20 protein-coding genes are annotated in these 25,263 nt (G+C 60.3%); 14 read left to right on the top strand and 6 right to left on the bottom strand.

The features are described from left to right. Positions 1-3: 3 nt before the first annotated feature. The 3 genes from JQK15_RS16325 to JQK15_RS16315 form a co-directional block, all read right to left on the bottom strand. Complete coding sequence (locus tag JQK15_RS16325; RefSeq protein ID WP_214866457.1) at positions 4-2,181, bottom strand: TonB-dependent receptor; 2,178 nt, start codon at positions 2,179-2,181, stop codon at positions 4-6. 169 nt (positions 2,182-2,350) lie between these two features. Then, a complete protein-coding gene (locus tag JQK15_RS16320) occupies positions 2,351-3,358 on the bottom strand; it encodes a dipeptide epimerase (protein WP_214866456.1) in 1,008 nt (335 codons plus the stop codon). Between the two features lie 2 nt (positions 3,359-3,360). Next, entirely contained in the window at positions 3,361-5,343 is a 1,983-nt protein-coding gene (locus JQK15_RS16315; protein WP_214866455.1) for a serine hydrolase domain-containing protein, read from the bottom strand. A 170-nt stretch (positions 5,344-5,513) separates the two neighbouring features. On the opposite strand from JQK15_RS16315, the gene JQK15_RS16310 reads away from it, so the two are divergent. The 4 genes from JQK15_RS16310 (at position 5,514) to JQK15_RS16295 (ending at position 8,788) form a co-directional block, all read left to right on the top strand. Beyond that, positions 5,514-6,161 (top strand): helix-turn-helix domain-containing protein, encoded by a 648-nt coding sequence (locus JQK15_RS16310; protein ID WP_214866454.1) that lies wholly within the window; start codon positions 5,514-5,516, stop codon positions 6,159-6,161. A 497-nt stretch (positions 6,162-6,658) separates the two neighbouring features. Then, complete coding sequence (locus tag JQK15_RS16305) at positions 6,659-7,726, top strand: Rieske 2Fe-2S domain-containing protein (protein WP_214866453.1); 1,068 nt, start codon at positions 6,659-6,661, stop codon at positions 7,724-7,726. 31 nt (positions 7,727-7,757) lie between these two features. Then, positions 7,758-8,504: a GntR family transcriptional regulator gene (locus tag JQK15_RS16300; RefSeq protein WP_214866452.1), complete on the top strand. Its 747-nt coding sequence runs from the start codon at positions 7,758-7,760 to the stop codon at positions 8,502-8,504. A 53-nt stretch (positions 8,505-8,557) separates the two neighbouring features. Then, on the top strand, positions 8,558-8,788 hold the full coding sequence (locus JQK15_RS16295; protein ID WP_251007799.1) for a type II toxin-antitoxin system RelE/ParE family toxin: 231 nt from the start codon (positions 8,558-8,560) through the stop codon (positions 8,786-8,788). 748 nt (positions 8,789-9,536) lie between these two features. On the opposite strand, the gene JQK15_RS27480 is transcribed toward JQK15_RS16295, so the two are convergent. Together JQK15_RS27480 and JQK15_RS16285 are read right to left on the bottom strand one after the other, a co-directional pair. Continuing rightward, positions 9,537-11,516, bottom strand: coding sequence for a hybrid sensor histidine kinase/response regulator (locus JQK15_RS27480; RefSeq protein ID WP_270093793.1), 1,980 nt, complete (start codon positions 11,514-11,516; stop codon positions 9,537-9,539). Positions 11,517-11,618: 102 nt separating this feature from the next. Next, positions 11,619-13,112: an ATPase domain-containing protein gene (locus tag JQK15_RS16285; RefSeq protein WP_214866450.1), complete on the bottom strand. Its 1,494-nt coding sequence runs from the start codon at positions 13,110-13,112 to the stop codon at positions 11,619-11,621. 163 nt (positions 13,113-13,275) lie between these two features. On the opposite strand from JQK15_RS16285, the gene JQK15_RS16280 reads away from it, so the two are divergent. The 9 genes from JQK15_RS16280 to JQK15_RS16240 all read left to right on the top strand — a co-directional run bounded on the left by JQK15_RS16280 (position 13,276) and on the right by JQK15_RS16240 (position 21,987). After that, positions 13,276-13,620 (top strand): hypothetical protein, encoded by a 345-nt coding sequence (locus JQK15_RS16280; protein WP_214866449.1) that lies wholly within the window; start codon positions 13,276-13,278, stop codon positions 13,618-13,620. Between the two features lie 542 nt (positions 13,621-14,162). Next, a complete protein-coding gene (locus JQK15_RS16275; protein ID WP_214866448.1) occupies positions 14,163-16,439 on the top strand; it encodes an FdhF/YdeP family oxidoreductase in 2,277 nt (758 codons plus the stop codon). 2 nt (positions 16,440-16,441) lie between these two features. Beyond that, the gene (locus tag JQK15_RS16270; RefSeq protein ID WP_214866447.1) at positions 16,442-16,900 is read left to right on the top strand and encodes a c-type cytochrome; all 459 of its coding nucleotides are present in this window, start codon (positions 16,442-16,444) and stop codon (positions 16,898-16,900) included. Next, positions 16,897-17,886 (top strand): cytochrome c oxidase subunit II, encoded by a 990-nt coding sequence (coxB, locus tag JQK15_RS16265; protein WP_214866446.1) that lies wholly within the window; start codon positions 16,897-16,899, stop codon positions 17,884-17,886. Before JQK15_RS16270 ends, coxB begins: the two co-directional genes overlap by 4 nt. Continuing rightward, positions 17,886-19,775, top strand: coding sequence for a cbb3-type cytochrome c oxidase subunit I (locus JQK15_RS16260; RefSeq protein WP_251007798.1), 1,890 nt, complete (start codon positions 17,886-17,888; stop codon positions 19,773-19,775). The genes coxB and JQK15_RS16260 overlap by 1 nt, the downstream gene beginning before the upstream one ends. After that, positions 19,772-20,389, top strand: a complete 618-nt coding sequence (locus tag JQK15_RS16255; protein ID WP_214866444.1) for a cytochrome c oxidase subunit 3 — start codon at positions 19,772-19,774, stop codon at positions 20,387-20,389. Before JQK15_RS16260 ends, JQK15_RS16255 begins: the two co-directional genes overlap by 4 nt. Continuing rightward, on the top strand, positions 20,386-20,706 hold the full coding sequence (locus tag JQK15_RS16250) for a hypothetical protein (protein ID WP_214866443.1): 321 nt from the start codon (positions 20,386-20,388) through the stop codon (positions 20,704-20,706). Before JQK15_RS16255 ends, JQK15_RS16250 begins: the two co-directional genes overlap by 4 nt. Further along, positions 20,679-21,572, top strand: a complete 894-nt coding sequence (locus JQK15_RS27475) for a cytochrome c oxidase assembly protein (RefSeq protein ID WP_353047208.1) — start codon at positions 20,679-20,681, stop codon at positions 21,570-21,572. The genes JQK15_RS16250 and JQK15_RS27475 overlap by 28 nt, the downstream gene beginning before the upstream one ends. Positions 21,573-21,654: 82 nt before the next feature. Continuing rightward, positions 21,655-21,987: a c-type cytochrome gene (locus JQK15_RS16240; protein ID WP_251007797.1), complete on the top strand. Its 333-nt coding sequence runs from the start codon at positions 21,655-21,657 to the stop codon at positions 21,985-21,987. A 103-nt stretch (positions 21,988-22,090) separates the two neighbouring features. On the opposite strand, the gene JQK15_RS16235 is transcribed toward JQK15_RS16240, so the two are convergent. After that, positions 22,091-23,860 carry a GGDEF domain-containing protein gene (locus JQK15_RS16235; RefSeq protein WP_214866440.1) on the bottom strand — a complete coding sequence of 590 codons (1,770 nt, stop codon included), beginning with the start codon at positions 23,858-23,860 and terminating at the stop codon, positions 22,091-22,093. A gap of 532 nt (positions 23,861-24,392) precedes the next feature. Here JQK15_RS16235 and JQK15_RS16230 point away from each other — a divergent pair. After that, positions 24,393-25,244, top strand: a complete 852-nt coding sequence (locus JQK15_RS16230; protein WP_214866439.1) for a S1/P1 nuclease — start codon at positions 24,393-24,395, stop codon at positions 25,242-25,244. Positions 25,245-25,263: the final 19 nt, after the last annotated feature.

Below are 25,263 nucleotides of genomic sequence, written 5' to 3'. Positions count from 1 at the left end.
CGCTCAGAATGCCACGTCGATCGCCATGCCCAGCGTGCGGGGCTGGAGCGGCACGGTCGACAGATAGCCGGGATTGGTGGTGGCGACGCTGGTCGTGATCCGCCCTTCCTCGTCGCCAAGGTTGCGGACATAGGCTCGCAGCGTCCATTTGTGGTCGAAGGTGATGCCTGCGTTGAGGTCAAGCGTGGCATAGCCGTCCACCGGCACGAAGAGGGGCGAGCTTTCCACTGCCGAAACGCGATCCCCGACGATGCGCAATGCGCCGCCGATCCGCGCCTCGGCCGTGCCCCCCACCGGGAAGCGGTAATCCGCTGTCATCGCCGCCGAAAGCTTAGGTACGTTGGGCAACTGGTCGCCATCGGCGCAATTGTCGGTCGTCTGTGTGCAGCGCGCGTCGGTATAAGCGAAATTGGCCCCGACACTCAGGCCGCGCACCGGCTCGACCAGCAAGGAGGCTTCGACACCCTTGCTGCGCGCCTTGCCAGCATTGACCAGACCGTTGATACCGGCCGCGAAGGCAGCAGATATCTGCAGATCCTTCCAGTCGAGCAGGAAGGCGGCCGCGTCGAATGTCACCGCGCCATTGAGGAAGCGGGCCTTGATGCCAGCCTCGTAACTGGTCACGGTTTCGGAATCGACGGTCGAAGGGAAGCCGGGCAATGCGATGTTCGGACCCCCGGGGCGGTAGCCACTGGCAACACGGACATAGAGCATGGTGTCACGACTGAGGTTGAGCTGCGGACTGATGCTGTATGTAAGGATTTCCTCGTGGGACTTGCCATCACCGCCACTATCCAGGCCCGCTAGCGGGATCTGTGTCAACTGGGTGAAGGTCTGATCGTTGCGCGCCCAGCGCAGCCCACTCGTCAGGTGGAATAGATCGCTGATCTTCCAGGTCGCATTGCCGAAAAACGCATATTCCTTGTAGGTGTTGGGCAGCGCCACCACCGCGAAAGGATCGATACCCGGGATAGGATTACCGTCGAGGTCCAGCGCATTGACCAACTGATCATGGCTGTTGTCTTCGTCCGTGTAGAAAAAGCCCAACATCCATTCCAGCGCGTCGCTGGAAGCTGAGGTGAGGCGTAGTTCCTCGGTCCATTTCTTCTGGTGCAACCGCGCCGGATAGATCGCGTAACCGCCCCACAGGACGCCATAGATGCGCGACGCGTCACTCGTCTCCAATATCTTGAGTTTGCTGTGAGAGGTGGTCGAACTTAGCTCGGCAAAACCAAAATCATAGGCGACGCTGCCGGAGTAATATTGGAAGTCGCTGCTGAAGGGCTCGTCGAGCTGGCTGTTGGTGTTCAGGAACTTTGCGCCGGGTGCCAGCGCGCTGTTGTTCATTCCTTCATAGACGATACCGAAATTATCGGAATCGACCGACTGCCACAGACCGCTGAGCTTGATCGTCAAGGCCGGGTCCGGCCTCCACAGCAAGGCGACGCGGCCGCCTTCCTGCACCGCTTCGTTCACATCCGTCTTTCCAGTCAGGATATTGTCGATGTAGCCGGGCGTCTCGCGCCGCGAATAGCTGCCGCTGACAGCCAACTGGTCAGAGATGATCGGCACATTGACCATCGCGCTGGCGGCCCAACCCGGATCGCTGGCATGGGCAATAGCAAACAGTTCTACCCCACCGCGCACCGACAATTTCTGCAGGTCGGGCTGGACCGTCACATATTTGAGCAAACCGCCAATCGAGCTGGCACCATAGAGCGTGCCCTGCGGTCCGCGCAGCACCTCCAGCCGCTCGACATCATAGGGCAGCAGATCGAGCGAGAAGCTCTGGCCGCGATTATAGATGCCGCTGGAGCCGATCGGCGCATCGTCGAGATAGACGCCGACCGTCGCGCTTGGGCCGATCGGTGCGACGCCGCGCAGCGACAGGGTAGAACGGCCGGGCGAGCCGCCATTGTCGACCTGGAGGCCGGGCACATAGGCTGCATAGTCGAGCAGTTGCGAACCGCCGCTCTGCTGCATCTGCTCGCCGCCGACGACGCTGATCGAGATCGGCACGTCCTGTACCCGCTCGGCACGCTTCTGGGCAGTGACGATGATCGCGTCATCGCTCGCCACCCCCGCCTGCGGTGCGGCATCCTGCGCCAGCGCAAGACCGGGCAGCAGCAGTGCGCCGGCTGCCGCAGTCATCATCAGTTCCCGTATGATCCTGTGCGTCATCGTGGGTCTCCCCCCTGGAAGGTCGATGGTCACCGGCAGCCCGCGTGCATCGCGATTCTATCCGGCTGTCAGGTTAATTTTCTAAATAGGATGATTTATCCCGGTGAGAAAATTGTCAATCCTGATTTGAAAAATAGTCGACATATATCTGTCGGACTGCCGCAGGGCATTAGGCAGCGAGATGGCCCCACACGGCATCGCCGCATTCGATGTCACCATCGCGATAGACGATGCCAGGCTGCCGATCGGCGGCCAGGAAGGTCGGGCCATCGAGGTCGACGACGTCGCAATATTGGCCGACCAGATAGGCTGGCGCGGTCGCCAGGCTGGTGCCCATCATGTTGCCGACCATCACGCCGAGCCCCAGGGCGCGGGCACGGCGGGCCATAGCCAGCGCCTCCGTGAGCCCCCCGCATTTATCGAGCTTGATATTCACCACGTCGAAGCGGCCGGGCATTGCCTCCACATCAGCGAGACCGAGCACGCTTTCGTCGGCGGCGATCGGGATTGGCGAGGTGAAGCCGTCCAGATCCGCCTCCCGCCCGCGAGCCAGCGGCTGCTCGATCAGATTAACGCCAAGCCGCATCATAACGCGGACCAGAGCGGGCAGATCAGCAATGTCATAGGCCTGATTGGCGTCCACGCCAATCCAGCAGTCCTGCCGTGCAGCCCGGACCGCCGCTACCCTGAGGACATCTAGATCGAGATCGCCGGTCAGCTTGAGCTTGAGCGCGCGAGCATCCGGGAAGGTCTCGACGGCTCCCCGCGCCATCACCGCAGGATCATCCGCACCCAGGGTGAAGGTGGTTCGCAGCGGCCGAGGCGGCGACAAGCCGGCCAGTTTCCACACCGGGACACCGCTGGCCTTGGCTTCCAGTTCCCACAAAGCGCAGTCGAGCGCGTTGCGACCACCGCCCGGCGGCAGCGCCTCCTGCAAGGTCGAACGTGACAGACCGCTTTGGAGCGCATCGCGAACGCTCTCGATCGCGGCGGCCATCGTGGCGACATCGTCATTGAGGTAGAAGACACCGCCTCCCTCCCCTCGCCCGACATGGAGGCCGTCGGACAGGCCGACCTCCACCACCGAGCTTTGGGTGAAGACATGGCCAGCGATGCGGAACGGCTTGGCATAGGCGAAATTCGCCTTCCGCACGTCCAGGGTCAGGCGATGCACCATCGTCAAAAGGCCGTGCCCAAACTGATCAGCTTGAACATCACGGCGACCCAGAGAATGAAGAAAGCGCCGAGCAGCAGCAGCACGCTCCACAGCTTGCCGAACCAGCCGCGCTTGCCCTTCCACACCAGCCATAGATTCCAGGCCGCGAGCGCGAACAGGCCGATGAAACCGATCGTGCCGAGGATCTGGAGCAGCAGGATCGGCAGATCGAGCGCGGCGTGCGCATCGAAATTCTCGACGCTCATCACCACGCCGATCCAGCCCACGAGCACGGCGACGACCAGCCAGGCAAAGCCGCGCACCAGCCGGTAGGCACGCCGATCCGTCCCGGTCAGCATCAGCGCCGTGCCGTAGCGCCGGCGCGCGAACCATCCCACCGGCCAGGACAGGGCGGTCAACAATATGATGACGATTCCGAACAGCAGGCCCGGGATCAGCCAGGAACCAGTCGCGTACCAAGGCGTCCGATCGAACACCATGAAGGGCGAGACCATGTTGAAGCTCCAGCGGACAACCTTGCCGTCGACCACCTGTGCCGCGATTTTCTCATGGCCATAGGCATCCTGCCAGACGAAGGGCGCGACCTCGATCCACTTGCGCGGCGCGCCGCCCAGCGACAGCACGCTGGGGATCGAAGGGCGACCATCGGCATCGATGCCGATCTTCGCCTCACCAAGCAGATAGACGATCGAGGCAAAGCTTGACTCCACCCGGCGGCTGTTGCTCCAGTTGCCGACCAGCAGCTTGGCATGATCCTTGGCGGTCGACAGTTCGACCGGCACCGGACGCGGGCCGGGGCTGAGATACCGGTCGACAAATTCGTCCATCAGCGTGCCGCGGATCGCGCCCGCCGCCCCTTCCTTGCCGGGACTGTTCATCGAGATGAAGATGCCGACCTTTTCTGCCGGGAAGATCAGCAGGTCGCTGTGGAAATAGACGGTGTCGCCGCCATGGGCCAGCGCGCGATGACCATCGATCCACTGTTCATAGAAGCCCAGTGCCATCTGGTTAAGCCCAGGAACGCTCTTGTTCTGCGCGGTCTGCATCAGCCTTTCGGTCTCGGGCTTGAGCAGAGGCGCTCCGCCGTTGAGATGCGCGATCATGAATTTGGCCATGTCGGCGCCACTTGCGGCCATGGCCCCCGCCGGAGCCAGGCCGATTTCCTCATAGCGTTCGGCCTTGCCGGACCCCAACTGATAGCCTTGCGACATATAGGGCTTGAGCGCAGGCGGCAGCGGCTGGCGGAAGGTTGCGTAACGCATCCCGAGCCGCTGGAAAATGTTGCGTTCGACATAGTCATTGAACGGTACGCCCGACACTCGTTCCACGATATAGCCGGCCAGCGCGGTCGCATAGTTGGAATAGGCCGGAGTCGAACCGGGCTCGAAGATTCGTTCCGGGATCCGCTCCTTGAGCGTATCGCCCAGCGACTTGAGCGGCTTGTCGAAGGTCAGGAGATTCTTGATGATCTCCTCGAAGCCGGCGGTGTGCGTCATGATCTGGCGCATCGTGATCGGCTTGCCCTTGTAGGGTGGCAGCTTGAAGTCGATATAGCGGTTCACGTCTGCGTCGAGGTCGATCCTGCCGGCCTCCACCTGCTGCATCACGGCAGTCCAGGTGAACAATTTGGAAGTCGAACCGGGACGGAACAGGGTGGTCACCGGATCGACTCGCTTTCGCCGGGCAACATCGGCATAGCCGAAGCCGCGCTGGGTCAGCACCTGGCCGTCCTTGACGACGACCACGACAGCCCCGGCCACGTCGCCGCGGCCAAGCGCATAGGGCATATAGCCGTCAAGCCAGGCATCGACGTCCGCCTTGGTCAGCGTGCCGTCACCAGCCGAAAGCGGCGGTGCGACAGGTGCCTGCTCCGTCCTGACCGCCGGCTGCGGCAGGAGCGAGGATGTCTGCTGGGTCAATGCGGGGGCGGCTGCGGCAAGGCCGCACAACGCCGCCAATCCCCATCTGAACGAGCGCTTCCACATATATTGCGAGCCCCTTTCCTTATGGCCTCCCTGGCCATCGGCCGATTGCGTCTCTTGGCGGTTCCGTCTAATCTATCGCCTGATATGAAACAAATTAATCCTGGTTGAGACATAATGATCCTATTTAGAAAATTGTCAAATCCGGAACCCGGTCTGGCAGGAGATGCGGCATGACCCAGGCGCAACCGACCCTTGGTACCCTGCTCAAGGCGGTGCGGGCCCGGAACAACTGGACACTCAAGGAAATGAGCAACCGCAGCGGCATTCCGGTGTCGACCCTGTCGAAAGTCGAGCATGACCGGCTGACGCTGACCTATGACAAGCTGCTGCAACTCAGCCAGCGCTTGAATATCCGAATGTCGGAACTGTTCGCGGAAAATGACGCGGCGCCCGAAGTGGCGGTCACGGCGCGCCGCAGCCTGGGCGATATGGCGCGGGCCGTGCGGGTCAACACCGACAATTACGATTATTATTATCTCTGCACCGAATTGCGGCGCAAGCGGATGATCCCGGTCGTGACCCGGGTGCGCGCCAAGTCGACAGAAGAATTTGGCGATCTAGTCCACCATTCCGGCGAAGAGTTCATCTTCGTTATTGAGGGACGGATCGTTGTCCACACCGAATTTTACGATCCGGTCATGCTCGAGGAAGGCGAATCCATCTACATCGATTCTAACATGGGGCATGCCTATGTCGCTGGCGACGGCTGCGATGAGGCCGTGATTCTCGGCGTCTGTTCAAGCGCCGATGACGACCTTATGAATTCGCTGCTTACCCTGCATGACGAGGAACGTGAACAGGATAACGCAAGGCAGTGAGGGTCTCGCGTAAATCCGCCTCGTGGGGGCGCCCTCGACGCCTTGGCTTGGGCATCAACGGCGCCAGGCAGCTCCGCTTCTTGCCATCTTATCGCTCGCGCATCGCCTCGTTTGTCTGCCAATTTAGGCTATTGCCCCAGTTTTGCGTCCACCCGCGAAGCCTGAGCGGGTCACGCACCAGTGGTCGCACTACTAGCTCAACGCTGCAATAACCTGCGCTATGCGCGTTTGGGACCGGGCCGCAGACTAACGCATCAAGGATAGAAAGCATCTGGTGCCCGACTTTTTGGTGACCGAGGTTCCAGGCATCGTCAGGATAGCAGTTCGAGCTCCTCCCCACTGCCGATGTCCGACTGTACCCTTAATTGTCTCAAGGTCTGCCCTGGCCCCTCATCTTTGGCTGAATTGAATCCGACACTTTCGAGAGCGGATCATCGAAATCGCCTTGTCATTGGATCCACTAACGTACACAATGGATCCAATAATAGGAGTGGATCATGCAGGCAAATGTGGCACCGGCCGGCGCGCAATCATGGCCGAAGGATAGCTGGTATGTCGCCTGCACCTCAGCTGACGTGAGCGACAAACCTCTGGCCCGGACCATATGCAACGAACGCATGGTGTTCTTTCGCGGCAAGGATGGCGCGGTTTGCGCGCTGGAGGATTTCTGCCCGCATCGCGGCGCCCCACTCTCGCTTGGCTTCGTCAAGGATGGCCAATTGGTTTGCGGCTATCATGGCCTTGTGACCGATTGCCATGGCAAGGTCGCCTCCATGCCCGGCCAGCGGGTCGGCGGCTTCCCCAACACCCGGCATTTCCCGACGATCGAGCGCTATGGCTTCATCTGGGTATGGCCCGGCAAGGCCGATACGGCCAATCCGGCGGCGCTGCACCATCTGGAATGGGCGGAAAGCGCCGATTGGGCCTATGGTGGCGGCTATTATCACATCGCCTGCGACTATCGGCTGATGGTCGACAATCTCATGGACCTGACCCATGAAACCTATGTCCATGCCAGCAGCATCGGGCAGAAGGAAATCGATGAGGCCCCGGTCAAGACCCGCGCAACCGACAGCGAGGTCGTCACCAGTCGGTTCATGGATGCCGTCTCTGCGCCGCCCTTCTGGCAAATGGCGCTTCGGGGGGCAGGCCTGCCGGAGGACGCACCGGTCGACCGCTGGCAAATCTGCCGCTTCACCCTGCCGAGCCATGTCATGATCGAGGTGGGTGTCGCGCTGCAGGGGCATGGAGGCTATGACGCCGAGGACGCGCTCAAGGCATCCGCAATCGTTGTCGATTTCATCACACCCGAAACCGAGACATCGCACCATTATTTCTGGGGCATGGCGCGCCGCTTCGCGACGCAAGATGAGATGCTTACCGACACGATCCGCGAGGGACAGGGGCGGATCTTCGCCGAAGATCTCGACATGCTCGAACAGCAGCAGGCCAATCTGACCCGATATCCCGATCGCCGGCTGTTGAAGCTGAATATCGACGCCGGCGGGGTGCGATCGCGCATGATGATCGAGCGGGCCATCGCGGCGGAGATGTCGCCGGTTTGACAGCCGGCGATCAACGTTCAAAAGACATGGCATGCAGCATCGATCCGACAGCGATAGGAACGTCGACCAGCGCCCCACCAAGCCCGGACAGCATGTCATCATCTCCTTGCGGCGCATGATTGCCGAAGGGGCGATCCAGCCGGGAGAGCGGATCGCCGAAGTGGCGACGGCGGCAGCACTCGGCGTGTCGCGCATGCCGGTCCGCACCGCGCTTCGGGCGCTCGAGACAGAGGGGCTGGTCACAAAGCTCGGCGGTCGTGGCTATGCCGCACGGGCGATCACGGCGTCCGAGATTCATGGCGCGATTGAAGTCCGAGGCGTGTTGGAGGGATTGGCGGCGCGCCGGATCGCGACGCAGGGCCTTTCTTCGTTGGATGAGCAACGCTTTGCGGCCTGCCTGACACAGGGAGAAGCGATTTTTGCCAAGGGCGGCCTTAGCGACGGCGACCTTGACCGCTTCTACGCCTATAATCTGGCGTTCCACGATCTGCTGATCGAGGTCAGCGGCAACCCGTCGATCGGACAGGCGCTGGCGCGCAACAATCACCTGCCCTTCGCTTCGGCGTCGGCACTGGCGGTCGACTGGAGCGATCGGCCCGCCGAGTTCGCGCATCTTGAGGCAGCGCACCGGGCGCATTGTACGGTAATCGATGCGATCCTTCGCCGGGCCCCCGATGAAGCGGAACAGATGATGCGCACTCATGCCGAAGCCGCTGTCGGCAGTGCGTCCGTCTTCAGACGCCTGGGGATCGGCGCCGGCGCATCCACAGCCGGCTAGACGATCACTCGTCAGTCCCCGTCGACTACAATCCCGTCCGCTCCATCCTGCCCTTGCTGCGCGATCCGGGCCAGCGCGGCGTGCAACTGCGCGCGATCGACCATTACGTGAGAGAGGCCGGATCAGACATCGCGCTCGGTTTCGTCGATGGGCTCGAAGCAGCCTACCGTGCGATTGCGGAGCATCCCGGCGTTGGTTCGCCGCGTTGCGCACATGAGCTGAACCTGCCGGGGCTGCGACATCGTCGGCTCGCCCGTTTTCCGTGGCTCGACTTCTACGTCTGACGAGACGACCATATCGACGTATGGCGGGTGATTGATGCACGCTGTGTCATTCCGGCTTGGCTCGAGGATCCATAAGAGAATGAGCGTACCTCGGAGATATGTCGCATTACCGTCAGGCTGAGGTATCCAAGGGAATAGCTGCCGGTCAGGCCGGACACGTAAAACGCGCAACAAGCGTCCAGAAAGGGTGTGCGCCATGCAAAGGCGGCACTTTCTAGCGGGTGAAAGGCCCACCTGGCGATGCTCCACACATCAAAGCTAAAGATCTCGGTCGCAATTGCAGCAGTTGGCCCGGGCTGGCGAATTGTGATTTTTTGGCGACATTTCGTCCGAGGCTCAATGGTCCAAACAAACCGCTGGTCACGATCAATCGCCGCAGCGGTAAGGTGAGCATCGAGGGCACCGCCCTTACAGTTTTCGGGGACGGTACTACCTGATCGACAGATCAGACCGTCGCCGCTTCTAATGGCCGATCTACAAACGCATGATGGCGCCTTGCGACGCCATCATGCCTTCGCAGATTTGGGTCCAAAGAGGGCCGCGCGTCATGCAGCCAAATGTCTGCTGTCAAAAGTGGAATGACGATGCCCGCTGCGTCGAAGACGTCGATCGTCGAAAATTTGCGCAACATCGTGCCTGCCGACATGGCACTGGCTGCTGTACGACTCGCCGGCGCTATGGCCTTTTCGCTGTCATAGGGCTCGTTCTGTGTAACTGTCTCACCGACCATTATTGCCAAGACAGTGACCTATTTCAGCATTTCGCCAATTTTTGCGGAAAGATGTTCGATCTGGAACGGCTTAGAGATCATTTGCATGTTGGTGCCCAAGAATCCCGCACGGATCGCCGCGTTCTCGGCATAGCCGGTGACGAACAAGATCGGGAGTGCGGGCAAGTGTTCACGCGCAACCTCAGCAAGCTGTCGCCCGTTCATTCCTGGGAGGCCTACATCGGTGATCATCAGATCAAACTTGTGGCCGCTGTCGAGCAGACGGATTGCCGATTGCGCCTCGGCTGCCTCCACTGCCTTGTAGCCCAGCTCGCTTAGGACTTCGCGCACCAATAGGCGCACCGATTCGTCGTCCTCAACCAGCAATACAGTCTGCCCGTCCCCATGATGAATTGGGGCAGGTGCATCATCCTCGCCGACGATGCCGTCCTGAGCGACCGGCAGAAAAAGCTTGACCGACGTGCCATGGCCTGGTGTCGAGTGAATTCGAACCTGCCCCTCTGATTGCTTGGCGAAGCCGTACACCATAGACAGTCCAAGTCCGGTGCCCTGTCCAACCGGCTTGGTGGTAAAGAAGGGATCGAACACCTTCGCGAGCGTATCCTCATCCATGCCAACGCCGCTGTCCGACACTGCGACGACAACATAGCGTCCAGGCATCGCGCCGGGATGCGTCTGGCAATATTTCGTGTCTAGAATCGTCACGCTGGTCTCAAGAGTTAGCGCTCCGCCCTCAGGCATGGCATCGCGCGCATTAATCGCCAGGTTCAGGATCGCGCTCTCAAGCTGGTTGGCGTCGACAACGGCCGGCGGGATGTCGCGGGCTGATAGAATCGAGACCGAAATCTGCTCGCTCATCGTTCGGCACAGTAGGTCCTCCAGCGATGCAATCAGCGCGTTGACATCCGTAGGTCGACTGTCGAGCGACTGGCGACGCGAAAACGCCAGCAAGCGCGCGGTCAGCCCTGCGGCGCGCTGAGCCGACACGCTGGCCGCGTCCATGAACCGGTCAAGGTCGTCCAGCCGTCCCGAAGCGATCCGGCGTTTCATGATATCGATAGCGCCTATCACCCCGGTCAACATATTGTTGAAGTCATGCGCGATACCGCCGGTCAGCTGCCCGACCGCTTCCATCTTTTGCGACTGGCGTAGTGCCGCCTCGGCTCGTTCGCGCACTTGTGCCTCAGCCTCCAATTCGCTCAAGGCCTTAGTCAACGCTTCGGTCCGCTCAGCAACCTTTTGCTCGAGCTTGCCTGCAGCTTGGGCGAGAGCAACCTGACCGCGCTTTTGTTCGTCGATATCGACGATCACCGAAATCGCACCTGTCACCCGATCGCCTTCAAGCAGAGGAATTCCGCTCACTCGTGTCCATACCGGTTCGCCAACCACAGGATGATGCAGGAATTCAATGCCAGCTACGCGCTCTCCGCGCAGCGATCTTGCCGTGACATAGCGATCAGGCTCAATGCGTCTCCCATCGGCTTCATATCCTTCCCACTGATCCTGCGAACCTGGAACACGTGAGGGCACCTCGCCGGTCGGAAGAAAACGTAGGAATTCGGGATTTGATAGCAGGGTCGATCCGTCCGGGTTCACGAAAGCCACGCCGACCGGGATCGTATCGAGCAGGGTCGTCAGGCGCGTGCGTTCACTCATTAGCTCTGCCAGCCGGTCGCGTATTTCAAACTGTTTCTGCCGCGCGCGTATTGCCGAGCTAATGGCGCTGAACAACGATTCGCTGCTGAGCGGTCGTTCGAGCAGGACGACGTTGATTGCGCTGTCGGGCAGCCGCCGTCTGATCGCTTCACTTCCTGTCGCGCGCCCAGCTTGCCGCCCTGCGAGCAGAATGAAGGGCACGTCCGACCATGCCGGCTGCGCCTCAAGCGCTCGATTGAGCGGCCCCAGATCGGTAAAGAGTGCCTCCTCGGTTATCAGGACAACTCCAATATCCTCGCTGAGCGTGGCTGCTACATCGGCTAGCGACGCACAGATGCTCACATCATAGCCTTGCGTGCCAAGTAATTTCCCTACGCTCGCAGCGTCGCTGCCATAGGGTGCGCTGACTAGGACGCGATGGCCGTTGGATGATGAGCGATGCACTTAACTACGGTCTTCCAACAGAGGCGCTTTTTCCCCGACATATTCAGGTGTTCCAGTCAGGACCCCGCGAAACTCGGCCAGCGGCTCTCCGACGCGGATCCCGTGCGCGTCGATGCGCAGTTCGCGAATGGTGTCCTCATGCTGGCCACTACGGTTTTTGACGACCGAGATCGCCTTGCGGATGCGACCACGGCTTTCAAAGAAGCGCAGCAGAATGACAATATCGGCGATGTAGGAGACGTTGAGTTCACTGGCGTGCATCGTGCCGAAGAACCCGGACTGCGGATTGATCAGAAACGTTACGACCCCGGCCTGGTTCAGATAGGACAGGAGCTCATGCAGCTGCAGGATCAGTTGCTTTTCCTGCGGCATCGCAGCGACATAGCCATTAAGGCTGTCGATCATCACGACCTCGACGTCATTCTCCTCAATCTCGCTACGAACCATTGCCGCGAACTGCCCCGGCGCGATCTCCGCCGCGTCGATCTGGCGGATAGTCAGGCGTCCGTCCGTCATGAGATTTTGCAAATCGATACCAAATGCCTGCGCCCGGCTGATCAACGTGCCGATGCGCTCGTCGAACTCGTAGATCACCGCCTTTTCACCGCGCTGGCATGCGGCAGCCAGATATTGGAGGGATAGTGTGGTCTTGCCCGAACCAGCCGGCCCGGTGATCAGCGTAGAGGTGCCCCGGGCAGGGCCTCCGTTCAAAAGCGCGTCGAGTGCGTCGAGGCCGCTCGGCACGTGCTCGCCTATAAACGGCGTGTGATGATCGGCCGCCACAAGGCGTGGGAAGATGTTGATGCCACCAGGGCGGATGATCATGTCGTGATAACCCGCTACGAAATCGACGCCGCGCATCTTCTGCACCTGCATGCGCCGACGCGCAGCACCGAAATCAAGCGTGAGCCGTTCAAGTGTAAGCACGCCATGACAAAGGCTATGAAGATGATTATCACGCCCGCCGTTCGATCCGGTCATGTCATCGACCAGCAGCACGGTGGTGTCGAGCCCCGAAAAGAACTGCTTGAGGAACAGAAGCTGGCGACGATAGCGCAAGGGATCCTGCGCCAACAGCCGCATCTCCGAAAGGCTGTCGAACACGATCCGCTTGGGCTTCACTCGCTCCACTTCCTCGCGGATCAGCTGGATCGTCCCGCCTAATTCCATTTCCCAACTATGTAGGATCGACTGATCGCGGCTCACTCCGAGCACTTCGTCCGCCGATGCCAGTTCAAACAGATCGATCCCCTCCAACGACCAGCCGTGCGACTGTGCAACGATCTCCAGCTCCTCGCTGGTTTCCGATAGCGTGACGTAGAGAACCGGCTCGCCATTACGTACGCCCTGCAGCAGGAATTCGAGCGCGAGGGTTGTCTTGCCTGAGCCCGGCATTCCTTCAAGCAAAAATAATCTGTTGGCCGGAAGTCCGCCGCGCAGCACGAGGTCGAGGCCGGTATTTCCGGTCGAAACACGCGCATCCTTCTCTCTCATCGGTAATCTCTCGCTTCCAACGGTTGCCTCGTTCCCATTGCCCAAGGCTACTTTCCATTAAGCCTGGATTTGGCGACACCACATTCATCTAACGCCAAGACCCACGACTGGGTTGCGCCCGTAACGATGTGAAAGATCGAAAGGCTTTCCATCGCGAAGCAATATGCTGGCGGGCCACCCGTACGGCGCTTTGAATATTCTGGCCAACGCTTCTCTGCTTTCAGGCCTGTTGGCGACCGTCAGCAGGTTAGATAACTTCCTGCGCTGGGCGCTTAATTCCGAGCATTTTCTGAAAATTCGCCATGTCTCCGGCAACAATAATCGGTGCACCGCTGCCGCTTTCTTACGCGGCAGCAAATTGCCCAAAGCTCAGTTAGCTCTGCCCCAAGCGGCAATTGTCCGGTTCCGGCAATATCCCGATCTGCTGTGGAACGACGATCAGCCTCAAAAAACTTTACTGGCCCTTTGTGGGCCGCTCGCGCGCTGCAGGCACAAATTGACGCTCTAAGGATCGGTGGGCTGCTGTCGTCTTGAATTCCTGAGCACGCAAACCTCACGAAAAGGCCCCGCAGCGAATGGACGCGCAGGGCCAGTCCGGGGAGAGCGACGAGGTAAGAGTCTCGTCGCTATCTTCAGAACATGTTTCAGTTACAGACAGGTGGCAAGCAAGAAAAACCCCGCTAGTGGTCGGACAGCGGGGCCAGTTGAGAAGGTGCAAGCGTGGTAGGCTTGCTTGGCCATTACGCTCCGCCAAGATAATTGTTCCGCGAAAGGCCGTGCGAACGGTCGGCGATCGGTCCGGCCGAGGCCGCCGACAATATGGGCGCTCCCAGCCCTTTTTAAGATGCAAGCCGATGGTTCGGTCAGCAGCCTCATGTTGTCGGGCGGCACTGATGCAAGATTAAAAATGCTAAGCTTCACCCTACAAGCATTTCACCGTCTTAAGAGCACGCTTCAACGACCATCAAATCCACGAGCAGCCAAGGAAGAACATAGGTTAGTTGCCGCACTCGGCCACGGGATCATTATGCCGTCAGGAGGCGTGTCGATATGGCTGAAGAGGAAGAAACGGTCCATTATGACGGGGCCGAGGGGGGCTGGGGATCGCTTCGAGGAATGGCGTCGATCGCCTGGAGCGAAAAACCTACCCCCGCCGTCCTCGACACGTTGCGCCGCCAGAATAAGGTCAGGGGGTTCATGTGCGTGTCGTGCGCCTGGACCAAGCCGGCCCAGGCGCATCCGCTCGAATTCTGCGAAAATGGCGCCAAGGCGACGTTTTGGGAGCTAACCTCCCGGCGCTGTACGCCCGAGGTGCTTTCCGCACACAAGATCAGCGAGCTTCGAACCTGGAAAGATCATGATCTTGAGCAGCTTGGCCGGATCACGCACCCCATGCGTTACGACCGCCCTTCGGACACTTATGTACCATGCAGCTGGGAAGAGGCCTTTGCCGCGATCGGCCGCGAGCTAAAGGCCATCGATCCACGCTCGGCCGTCTTCTATGCTTCTGGCCGCGCCAGTCTCGAGACGAGCTACCTCTACGCTTTGTTCGCTCGCGTCTATGGGCATAACAATCTGCCCGACAGCTCGAATATGTGCCATGAGACGACTTCGGTGGCGCTCAAGAAGCTGATTGGCTCGCCGGTCGGAACCTGCGTCCTTTCCGACCTTCACTTGTGCGATGCCATCTTCTTCTTTGGGCAAAACACCGGCTCGAACAGCCCGCGCCTGCTTCATCCCTTGCAGGAGGCAGTAAAGCGCGGCGTCAAGATCGTCACGTTCAACCCAATCCGCGAGAAGGGTCTGGAGGTCTTCAAAAATCCACAGAGCCCCGCCGAGATGCTGACCCCCAAAGAGACGCCAATTTCGACCCTATATCTGCAGGTAAAGGCGGGGGGCGATATCGCCGCGATAACAGGGCTCATCAAGCACGTCCTTGCGGCCGAAGAGCGAAAATGGGCGCAGGAAAAGCTGCATATTCTCGATATCGAATTTATCCAGCAGCACACGAACGGCTTCGAAGCGATGAAGGCGGAGGTTGAGGCGAAAAGTTGGGAGGAGGTAGAATGCGAAAGCGGGCTCGCCCGCGCCGATCTCGAGGAGGCCGCGCAAATCTACATCGAGGCAAGCCGCTCGATCGCCATGTACGGCATGGGTCTCACGCAGCACGTCCACGGATTTGAGAACCTTGCCGCGCTCACCAACCTCTGGCTCCTCAAAGGCAATATCGGCCGCGAGGGAACCGGCATCTCGCCGGTGCGCGGCCATTCCAACGTCCAGGGTCAGCGGACCGTAGGCATTTCGGAAAAGCCAGAGCTTGTGCCACTCGACAGGCTCGCGTGGCAATATGGTTTCGAGCCTCCGCGTGAAGAAGGAATGAATACGGTCAAAGCCTGCGAGAAGATCATTTCGGGCGATGTGAAAGCCTTCATCGGACTGGGCGGCAATTTTCTGCGAGCCATACCCGAGCGCGAGATGATGGAGACAGCTTGGCAAAAAATGCGCCTCACCGTACAGATCGCCACGAAGCTCAACCGCAGTCATCTGATCAACGGCGAGGTGGCATATCTCCTGCCCTGTCTCGGCCGCTCGGAGAAGGACAGCCAGGTAAGCGGCGCGCAGGCTGTAACGATGGAGGACTCACTCTCCTGCATCCACGGTTCGCTCGGCAACAACACGCCTGCCTCACAGCACCTTAAAAGCGAGGTTGCCATCGTTGCGGGTATGGCAAAAGCGACCCTCCCGCCCAATCCGAAGTTGCCATGGGACGATTGGACCGGCGACTATGCAAAGATCCGGAACGCTATCGAGCAGACCTATCCTGATCAGTTCCGTGATTTCAATGACCGAGTGTTCACGCCGGGCGGCTTTTATCGCGGTAATTCTGCGCGCGAGCGTATCTGGAAAACACCGAGCGGCAAAGCGGAGTTCACGGTACCCAAAGCCATGACCTCGGTCGGCTTTGCCCCGGCAGAGGGACGCTATCGCCTGGTGACCTTGCGCTCGAACGACCAGTTCAACACCACCATCTATGGCTACTCCGACCGCCTCCGCGGTATCGAGGGTACCCGGGACGTCGTCCTTATGAATCCTGAAGACATTGCCGCAGCCGGACTTGAGAATGGGCAGCTTGTCGCGCTGGCGAGCGATGCCGGTGACGGCGTCCATCGGCAGGTCGATGGGTTGACTGTCATCCCTTTCCTGCTGCCGCGTGGGTGCCTTGGCGCTTACTATCCTGAAATGAATCCTCTCATTCCCCTCTGGTATCATGATGAACAGTCCAAAACACCGGCGGCAAAGGGTGTGCCGGTCCGCATCGTGACTTAGCCGTGCATATCATGGGGGTAGCACCATTATTGATCTTGGGGGCTCTCGCGAGTTGCAGCAATGAGGCGCGCGAGGTAGCTCCTGGCATTCCGCAGACCGCTCCCACGGGAAACACCGACCCGCGGATATCAGCTTATCAAGCCAACCTATACCAGATCTCGCAGGGCAGCCGCTATTTCTACTGGTATGGCTGCGTAGCCTGTCATAGCGGCACAGCCCCGAGCGCGACAAGCTTCACCGGCGAGCGATGGCAACGCGGCGGGGGCTTTGCCGATGTCTATCAGTCGATCGCAGCGCACCGGCCAAAGCCTGCCTATGGCGACGTCATTCCGCTCGAGCAACTTTGGCAGGTTACCGCCTATGTCCGCGATCTGGCCAAGCATTATCCTCAGAAACGGCGCCGCGTCTCTCTTGACCAAAAGGGCGAGGCGCAAGGTCCGCGCTGGCCCGGTCCGCAATGAGCAAGTTCGGCCTTTCTCTTCTGATGCTGCTACTTGGCGCATGTTCCGGGATCCAGACGCCTTTGTCGCCGGCAGGCGATCAAGCCTCCGCGCTACACTCTCTTTTCCTATTGATGATGATCGTTTGCGGCGGCGTCTATCTCATCATAATCGGCGCAATTATGTGGAGTGTGCTCGCAGCAAAAGCACGCCGGCGGAATGCGGCGCCAGACGGCAGCGAAAAAATACTCAATCGGGGCTTCTACTCAGCTGCAGCCGGGATCGTCGTGGGGCTCACAATATTGATCGTGGGCAGTTTGGTTGTCGACCGGGCGCTCATAGCGGCCCGTGATGATGACGCCCTGCATATTAGGGTGACGGGCCATCAATGGTGGTGGCGGATCGAGTATAGCGACCCTGCCAGTGGCCGCTGGATTGAGACTGCAAATGAACTCCATCTTCCGCTCGGTAGGACCGCGCGCGTCCAACTCGCCTCAGGAGATGTGATCCACAGCTTCTGGGTCCCCAATGTGGCTGGCAAGATCGACATGATCCCGGGCCGCCGTAACCTCGTCGACTTGACGCCGCGGCGGCTAGGCTGGTTCCGCGGACAGTGTGCGGAATTCTGCGGGACACAGCACGCGCACATGTCTTTCGACGTGAAGGTCGACACTCCAGCGCAATTCGACGCCTGGCTTGCGCGACAAAGCGATCCAGTCGCAGCTGGAGCACTTGTCGGCTCGCGCGCTGCCGCCCTGTTCCTGCGTGTCTGTGGATCGTGCCACGCAGTCCGCGGCACGCCTGCGGTCGGCCGGGCTGGCCCGGACCTGACTCACTTTGCCAGCCGCCGCTCGATTGCGGCGGGCACCGTGCCGATGACACGGGGGGGCATTCAGGGCTGGCTGGCGCAACCGCAGGCGCTCAAGCCTGGTACATCGATGCCGGCGGTGCCGCTTGTGCCGGCCGACGCTGATGCGGTCGCCACCTATCTGGAGAGCTTGCGGTGATGCTTGATCGATCGCTCATCGACCGTCTCCACCGCACCTGGCGCGACCCGCCCGGCCTCTGGGGATTTCTGACTACGGTCGACCACAAACGTATTGCCGCGCGCTATATCGTAACGGCCCTCCTCCTCATGTTCCTTGCCGGCATGCTGGCGCTGGACATGCGCTGGCAGCTATCGGTTCCCGAAAACAGCCGGATGACAGCCCAGACCTTCAACGAGAGTTTTTCGCTGCACGGCTCGACCATGCTCTTCCTGGTGTCTGTACCGATCATGGAGGCAATGGCTTTCTGGCTCGTGCCGCTGATGCTCGGCGCGCGCAACATGGCTTTTCCTCGCTTGGGCGCCTTCAGCTTCTGGCTCTACTTCGGCGGCGTACTCACACTCTGGATTGCGCACGCAATCGACATCACGCCAGACCTTGGATGGTTTGAATATCCGCCACTGTCGGGCCCTGCCTATTCGCCAGGTCACCGCGCCGACATATGGGCTCAGATGATTACCTTCACAGAGGTCGCGGCGCTCGCTGCCTCGGTCAACGTCGCGGCGACCATCCTGAAGATGCGTCCGCCAGGCATGACACTGGCGCGCATGCCGGTGTTCCTCTGGGCCATGCTGATCGCATCGATCATGACGATCCTCTCCATGCCCGCAGTGATGCTGGTGACCTCGATGTTAATTTCCGACCGACTCGTTTCTACGCACTTCTTTTCCGTTGCGACCGGCGGCGACGCCGTGCTCTTCCAGCATTTCTTTTGGTTTTTCGGACACCCGGAAGTCTATCTCATATTCATACCCGCAACGGGCTTCGTCTCTTCGATCGTCGAGACCTTCTCACGTCGACCGCTGTTTGGGCATAGCGCACTTGTCCTGGCAATTGTGTCTATCGGCGCGCTCGCCTTTGGCCTGTGGGTACACCATATGTTTGCCGTTGGCCTGCCGCGTCTCGGCAATAATTTCTACACGGCCGCAAGTATGGCCATTGCGCTGCCAGCCGGCCTCCAAATCTTCTGCTGGATCGCATCCATCTGGGCGGGACGCACATGCTTTGCCACACCCATGCTCTGGGTTCTAGGCTTCCTCGCAACCTTCGTCATCGGCGGCCTCTCGGGGGTAATGACAGCGTCGGCAGCGCTCGACCTGCAACTTACCGACACATATTTCATCGTCGCCCATCTGCACTATGTGCTGGTTGGCGGAGCCATGTTCCCACTGTTCGGCGCCTTTTGCTATTGGTATCCCAAGGCGACAGGGCGGATGATGTCCGAAAGCTGGGGGAAAATCGCGTTCGGCTTGATCGTCGGCGGCTTCAATCTCGGTTTTTTCCCGATGCACGTCCTTGGCCTCATGGGCATGCCGCGCCGGGTGTACACCTATCCTGCAGGAATGGGCTGGGAAACCCTCAATCAGGTCGCCACTGCTGGAAGTGGTGTTGCCGTGATCGGCGGCCTCATCTTCGTCGCAAACGCACTGATCAGCTACTGGCACGGCGAGCCTTCGGGTTCGGACCCTTGGGGCGGATCAACGCTGGAATGGGCCAGTCCCTCGCCCCCGCCACCCTGGAACCTCCCATTTACCCCAGTCGTTGAAGATCTCACGCCGATGTGGAATGGCGGCAAGGCGCTCAAAGCGATGGACGGCCTCTCTCCTGACAAGCGCCAAGTACTGGTCACATCAGTCACTGATGCTGAGCCAATATACCGACAGAAGAGCCCGGCGCCCTCGATCTGGCCACTCATGGCCGCGCTGGCGGTCTCCACGATGTTCATCGGCAGCATCTTCACGCCCTGGGCGATTGCGTTGGGCACGCTGCCGATCGCCGCGGCGCTGACCGGTTGGTTTTGGCCAAACCGGCCCCGGGCGGCGAATGGTCCTCTGGGGTCCCGACCATGACAGCTCCTCGCGACTTCGAAATCATCGACACACTGGCAGCCCTGCCCGTCAGCGCAACGGGGCCCCGACACCTCGTCTGGTGGGGCAATATCGGCTTCATGGTGATCGAGGGCACCGGTTTCGCGCTGGCGGCTGCCGCATATCTTTATCTCATGACCCAGGCGCCCGTCTGGCCGCCAGCGGGTGACAGGCTGCCGGGCCTTTTTTGGAGCGGGATATTCTCCGTAGGACTGCTTGTGAGCGCAATTCCCAACCTGTGGGTGTTGCGCTGTGCCCGCGCAAAGAAGCTGTCGGGCGTTCGCTGGGGGACATTGGCGATGACCGTCATAGGGCTCCTCTTGCTTGTGCCGCGCGCTTTGGAATTCGCACATCTGGGCGTCCCGTGGCACCAGGACGCTTACGGCTCGGCTATCTGGTTGCTGCTCATGCTGCACACCGTTCACGTCGTGACGGACTGGGGTGACACGCTCGTCCTTGGTACCTGGCTTTTCACGCACGAAGTGGGCGATGATCAATTCGCTGACGTCGAGGATAATTCCAACTATTGGAGCTTTGTCGTCCTGTGCTGGCTCCCGGTCTACGTCCTTATCTACTGGGCGCCCAGAGCATCATGAACAGACGCCTCTCGTTCCGCGCGCGTGCATGGTTGGCGCTGCTTCTTCCGCCAGCGATTTGGTTCGGCTTCGAACAGGGCCTTTCCGCCCTGCTGCATGCGCGCTGCGAGGCTGCACCGATCGGAATCCTCTGGGGCCTTGCAAGCCTGGCGCTTTGCGGCGCCGCAGCCAACCTTGCATGGCCCGTCAGGGAGGCTGAGGGAGAGGTTACCCATCCGTGGATCGCGCATATGGCGATCGCGGTAGCCGGCATCTTTTCGCTCGCCATTGTCTTTCAGACCCTCGCACTATGGTTGGTTCCGCCATGCGTGGGATGATCCTATGTTTCGCCACTTGCCTCGCGCTCAACGCTGCTGCGGCCGCGGCGCATGACACAGGCAGCGTGCACGACGAGCCTGTAGGGTGGACCTGGGATCCATGGATCGTTGGACCACTGCTGCTGACCCTTTGGCTCTTCGCACTGGGCGCAGTCCGCCTATCGCGCCGCTCCAGGCGCGGACATAAAGCACTGTGGGTACGCGCCCGGCTTTTCGGCGCAGGTTGGCTCCTCCTCGCGGCCGCACTGGTATCGCCGCTCCACGAGGCCGGCGAGCGCTCGTTTGGCGCGCATATGTTCGAGCACGAGCTGATCATGCTCGCCGCAGCTCCCTTCCTGGTCCTCGCAGAACCCTTGGCCGTCATACTCTGGGGTGTCTCTCCAACATCTCGATCATTGATCGGAAGATGGAGCCGGGTCGCTGTCGTGCGGCAAATCTGGCGATTTCTCACCAAACCTGTCACCGCGACATTACTCCAGGCCAGCGCGCTCTGGCTCTGGCATGCGCCTGTGCTGTTTGACCGCGCCTTGGCCAGCGAGGGGTGGCATGCGGCCCAGCATCTGTCCTTCCTTGTAACTGCCCTCCTTTTCTGGACCGCGATGACCAGTCGCAGGACAGCGCAGCCCATGGCCGCGCTCTGCCTCGTGGCGACCTCGATAGTTTCAGGCGCGCTAGGCGCACTAATGTCATTCGCAACAAGCCCTTGGTATGCTGGCTATGCTCGGCTTGGCCTTGCCCCTTTGGGTCTGACACCCGCGGAGGACCAGCAGTTGGCGGGACTTCTCATGTGGGTGCCGGGCGGCCTGGTCCATGCCAGTGCCGCTTTGCTTGTCTTGCGCCGCATGCTGAGGCCTGTTCATGGCTAGCCGGCCGATCCCTTCGAGCATTTGGTGGCTCACGATCTTGTTGCTTGCATGTGTTGTGTTCGCCATGACTACGGGCGCCGTGATGTACGTCCAGACGCAAGAACAGCATCAAAGCCGGGCCAACATGATAACCGGCGGCGCGTGGGATCGTGGGCGCTTTGCGATCGAACGCTATGGCTGCGGCAGCTGCCACATCATCCCGGGTATCGACAGCGGGTTGGGGAAGGTGGGCCCTGACCTGACGCACGTGGCTCAGCGGGCAGCCCTGGCCGGCTCGCTTGGCAATGACCCAACGACCATGGTCGCTTGGATAGCGCATCCCCAGAAGCTGCGCCCTGGTAGCGGAATGCCCGAACAAGGCGTACAGCCCCAGGAAGCCAGAGACATAGCGGCCTATCTCTATGCCCAGTACTGATAGCATAGCACGTCAATCGCAGCGCGATGATCGTGTAGCCCACTTAATCCGACGCGCTCACGAGGACGAGTGGATGCGACGGTGATCAAAATAGCTCTATCTTTCAGCTTTCCAGAGCAACTGGGCGACGAACATTGTCAGACGGCTCGGGTGCATGCAGCAGCTGGATCGCTACCCGGTTCCGTCCGCATCGCTTCGCCTCGTAAAGCGCTTCGTCCGCCGCGCGGTACAGGGAATGAAAGTCGGCTGCCTTCTCGGCCCTTGCTATCCCTATGCTCGCCGTTACCGCGCGACTGGCAATAACCGCACCATGATCGTAGCTGCCTATTCTGCCGCGGAGCAATTCTGCAAAACGCATGAGCGCGACATTTTCCATTCCGGCGACCAGCATGGCGAACTCTTCGCCGCCTAACCGGGCAACTGCGCACACGGAACTTTCCTCAGGGGCAAGGCAGCGCGCTATTCCCTGCAGCACAACATCGCCCGCATCATGACCATAAACATCATTGATGGATTTGAACCAGTCCACGTCGATCAGGAGCATGGCCACCGTTTCGTCCGCGTTCCTCATATGGTCGAGGATTGTTTCGACCCGATCGATGAAGCCACGCCGATTGGGCAGACCAGTGAGCGCGTCGCGGCGTGCCAGTTCCTGTGCTTGCGCCTCAGCCTGCCACGCAAGATCGCGTTCCACGCGCATACGGGCATAAACCCGCGATGCAGCGATCGAAAGCCAGAGCGTCTGCCACGCGGCTGCGAAGAGCACGAAGATCTGCGAGCCTGCGCCCCAAAACATGGCGTCCGCGTCAAAAAAGCTCGTGGAGGCAAGGACAAGCATGGGCACCGCCCATGCGCCCGCAAAGCTGCGGGCTTCGTGGCTGCCACGCCGCCAAGCCTGCCCGATCGAAAAGGCGACCGTAACCAGATCGGCAAGGACCAGCATACCAAGGGCTGCCCCAAGCTGGTCGATGGGACCTGATCGCATCATGGACAGCGGAATGCCGAGCAGGACAACCGCTCCTGACAAGCCGAGCGCAGTTCGTCGGAGCCAGCGGCTAAGATGCACGTCGTTTAGGGCTGTAACGACGCTCAAGGTCGCAAGCGCAATCGCGAGGCAGGAAAGGCCGGTGCAGATTTGGGCTGATAGTGCGCCGGCCATTTTAGGAAAGACGAAGAGGTGGATCTGCGACCAGCATGCCCCCCAGGCCACCATCGAGGCAGCCCATGCGGCCTGCCAAGCGGAGAACTGCTTCCGTACGGCCAGCGCAAGGGAAGCGTTGTAGACTGCGCCAACGAGCAGAAGCACGAGTGCGGCACCAATCAAAATGGCCAATCCGGTCGTCTGAGTACTTTCCTCGCCTCGCTGAACCAACCGGATACGCAGCAGACGTGCACTGGCCACCTTGTCGAACCGGAGGGTCACCGCTGCCAGTTGAGCATCCCGATGAGGCGCCTGAAAGACCAGTTGCCCACCTGCACGCCAATGGATCCCGAAATCACCGCTGCGGACATCCTGCCGTTCAACTATGCCATCGGCATAGGTGAATGCCACGATAAGGCGATCGAAGCGCGAACTGTGGACGATCAGCGAGAGATCGTCAGATTTGTGGGTGTCGGGGGACACGGAGGCACGAAGCCAGAGCGTTCCCATTTGATATCCCTCGGGCACCCCAGCACAGGAGAATGTTGAAGGCATAACATCGCGGGGCATTGTCATTTCGCTTACGGCATAACATAGGCGATGGCCGATCCGCAGCATTTCCGAAGAGGCGGGGGAGGACCACCCAAGCCCCATCATCACCATGCATACGATCATGCAAAGTGCTTTCATGGCTTTTGGGAAGCGGCGCAGCCTGAGCGATTCGCGGTCCATCCCGGCCCGGCCTATGGCAAAATCCCAAACAGATCATGGACAATGCGACGAATCCGTCCAGCGTCCTGTATTTTCTGTCAGAGAGGCTGCCGGCAAGTAAGCATCAGCGTATCTACCGGACGCTGCGCTCCCTAGTTTGGCTGATCGCCCCGCGAACCTCGGGCACGGCGCAGATTGCGTCGCGTCGGGCTTGCCGCATTGTGGGATATTTTTAGCTTGGGGACATGGGCGGCGGGTCGGGGCCTTGGTTGGCCCGCCTTCGCCACGGGCCGGTCAATGTCGAGTTGGAGGCGGAGGCGCTTGAGCCGGGTCAATCTATTGCTGGGCATAATGGAAATCCCTTTGCCACATCATCTAATCATATTTGCCGCGCGAAGGTGCGAATGCCTCACAGGAGCAGAAATTTTTCGGACGAGGCAGGCTGTGTTCAGGAAGGCGCCTGGACAATGTCCGCGCCAGATTGTCGAAAGGTGCAGGGCATAACGCTGACCCAGACCCTAGATTCATGCTGCGCGCGGGCTATGGAGGGATCATGTACAAGACCTTCATAGCAGCCTTCGTTATTGGGCTGACGACCTCTGCCCTCACCCCTTCCGCTTTTGCCTGGGGACCCATTGGCCACCGGGTGACCGGCGCAATTGCGGAGCGCAACCTGAGTGGTATCGCGCGGGCCAATGTCGAGCTTCTGCTGGGGGAAGAGGATCTGGCCGAGGCGGCGACTTGGCCTGATGACATGAAGTCCGATCCTTCCGATTTTTGGCAGAAGCAGGCCAGTGTTTGGCATTATGTGACGGTCCGGGAGGGCGACGCCTATAGCAGCGGCGACGCACCTGCCCAAGGAGACGCCATGACGGCACTAACCCGTTTCACCACCACGCTCCGCGATCCTTCTGTCTCGGCTGACGACAGGCGCCTCGCCCTGCGGTTCATCGTTCATATCATCGGCGACCTCCACCAGCCGCTCCATGCCGGCGGCGGGGATGACCGGGGGGGCAATGATGTGAAGGTTAGCTGGTTTGGTCGTTCGACTAATCTTCATTCGGTGTGGGACAGCGCGATGATCGAGCAGCGCTCGCTTTCCTATTCCGAACTGGCCGACTGGCTGTCGCGCGCAATCACCCCCTTGCAGGTCATTGCCTGGAATGACCGTGATCCGCATACCTGGATTGGCGAGAGTATTGCACTGCGCAAGACCATTTATCCCGCAGATAATAACCTGTCATGGGACTATGCCTATCAGCACCGTCTCGAGCTTGACGATCGGCTGAAACATGCAGGCATCCGCATCGCCGCCTATCTCAATTGGGTCTTCGAGCAGCCCCGCGACCATAACAAGACCGAGTCTGGTTCCGAGACCCGAGCCAAGCGAAGGAGGCGCAACTGAGATGCCGCACAGCACTCAT

It is taken from the genome of Sphingobium sp. BHU LFT2, assembly GCF_018604485.1.
Classification (GTDB): Bacteria; Pseudomonadota; Alphaproteobacteria; order Sphingomonadales; family Sphingomonadaceae; genus Sphingobium; species Sphingobium yanoikuyae_A.
Note: the sequence above shows the minus strand (reverse complement) of the source record. Positions and strands in the feature narration are given on the sequence as shown.

Coding starts and splice junctions, on each gene's coding strand:
- JQK15_RS16230 (WP_214866439.1), top strand. CDS start 24,393: ATGTACAAGACCTTCATAGCAGCCTTCGTTATTGGGCTGACGACCTCT.
- JQK15_RS16280 (WP_214866449.1), top strand. CDS start 13,276: ATGCTGGCGGGCCACCCGTACGGCGCTTTGAATATTCTGGCCAACGCT.
- JQK15_RS16320 (WP_214866456.1), bottom strand. CDS start 3,358: ATGGTGCATCGCCTGACCCTGGACGTGCGGAAGGCGAATTTCGCCTAT.
- JQK15_RS16250 (WP_214866443.1), top strand. CDS start 20,386: ATGAACAGACGCCTCTCGTTCCGCGCGCGTGCATGGTTGGCGCTGCTT.
- coxB (WP_214866446.1), top strand. CDS start 16,897: ATGAGCAAGTTCGGCCTTTCTCTTCTGATGCTGCTACTTGGCGCATGT.
- JQK15_RS16235 (WP_214866440.1), bottom strand. CDS start 23,860: ATGGACCGCGAATCGCTCAGGCTGCGCCGCTTCCCAAAAGCCATGAAA.
- JQK15_RS16305 (WP_214866453.1), top strand. CDS start 6,659: ATGCAGGCAAATGTGGCACCGGCCGGCGCGCAATCATGGCCGAAGGAT.
- JQK15_RS27475 (WP_353047208.1), top strand. CDS start 20,679: ATGGTTGGTTCCGCCATGCGTGGGATGATCCTATGTTTCGCCACTTGC.
- JQK15_RS16260 (WP_251007798.1), top strand. CDS start 17,886: ATGCTTGATCGATCGCTCATCGACCGTCTCCACCGCACCTGGCGCGAC.
- JQK15_RS16315 (WP_214866455.1), bottom strand. CDS start 5,343: ATGTGGAAGCGCTCGTTCAGATGGGGATTGGCGGCGTTGTGCGGCCTT.
- JQK15_RS16240 (WP_251007797.1), top strand. CDS start 21,655: ATGTACGTCCAGACGCAAGAACAGCATCAAAGCCGGGCCAACATGATA.
- JQK15_RS16300 (WP_214866452.1), top strand. CDS start 7,758: ATGCAGCATCGATCCGACAGCGATAGGAACGTCGACCAGCGCCCCACC.
- JQK15_RS16285 (WP_214866450.1), bottom strand. CDS start 13,112: ATGAGAGAGAAGGATGCGCGTGTTTCGACCGGAAATACCGGCCTCGAC.
- JQK15_RS16275 (WP_214866448.1), top strand. CDS start 14,163: ATGGCTGAAGAGGAAGAAACGGTCCATTATGACGGGGCCGAGGGGGGC.
- JQK15_RS16255 (WP_214866444.1), top strand. CDS start 19,772: ATGACAGCTCCTCGCGACTTCGAAATCATCGACACACTGGCAGCCCTG.
- JQK15_RS16325 (WP_214866457.1), bottom strand. CDS start 2,181: ATGACGCACAGGATCATACGGGAACTGATGATGACTGCGGCAGCCGGC.
- JQK15_RS16310 (WP_214866454.1), top strand. CDS start 5,514: ATGACCCAGGCGCAACCGACCCTTGGTACCCTGCTCAAGGCGGTGCGG.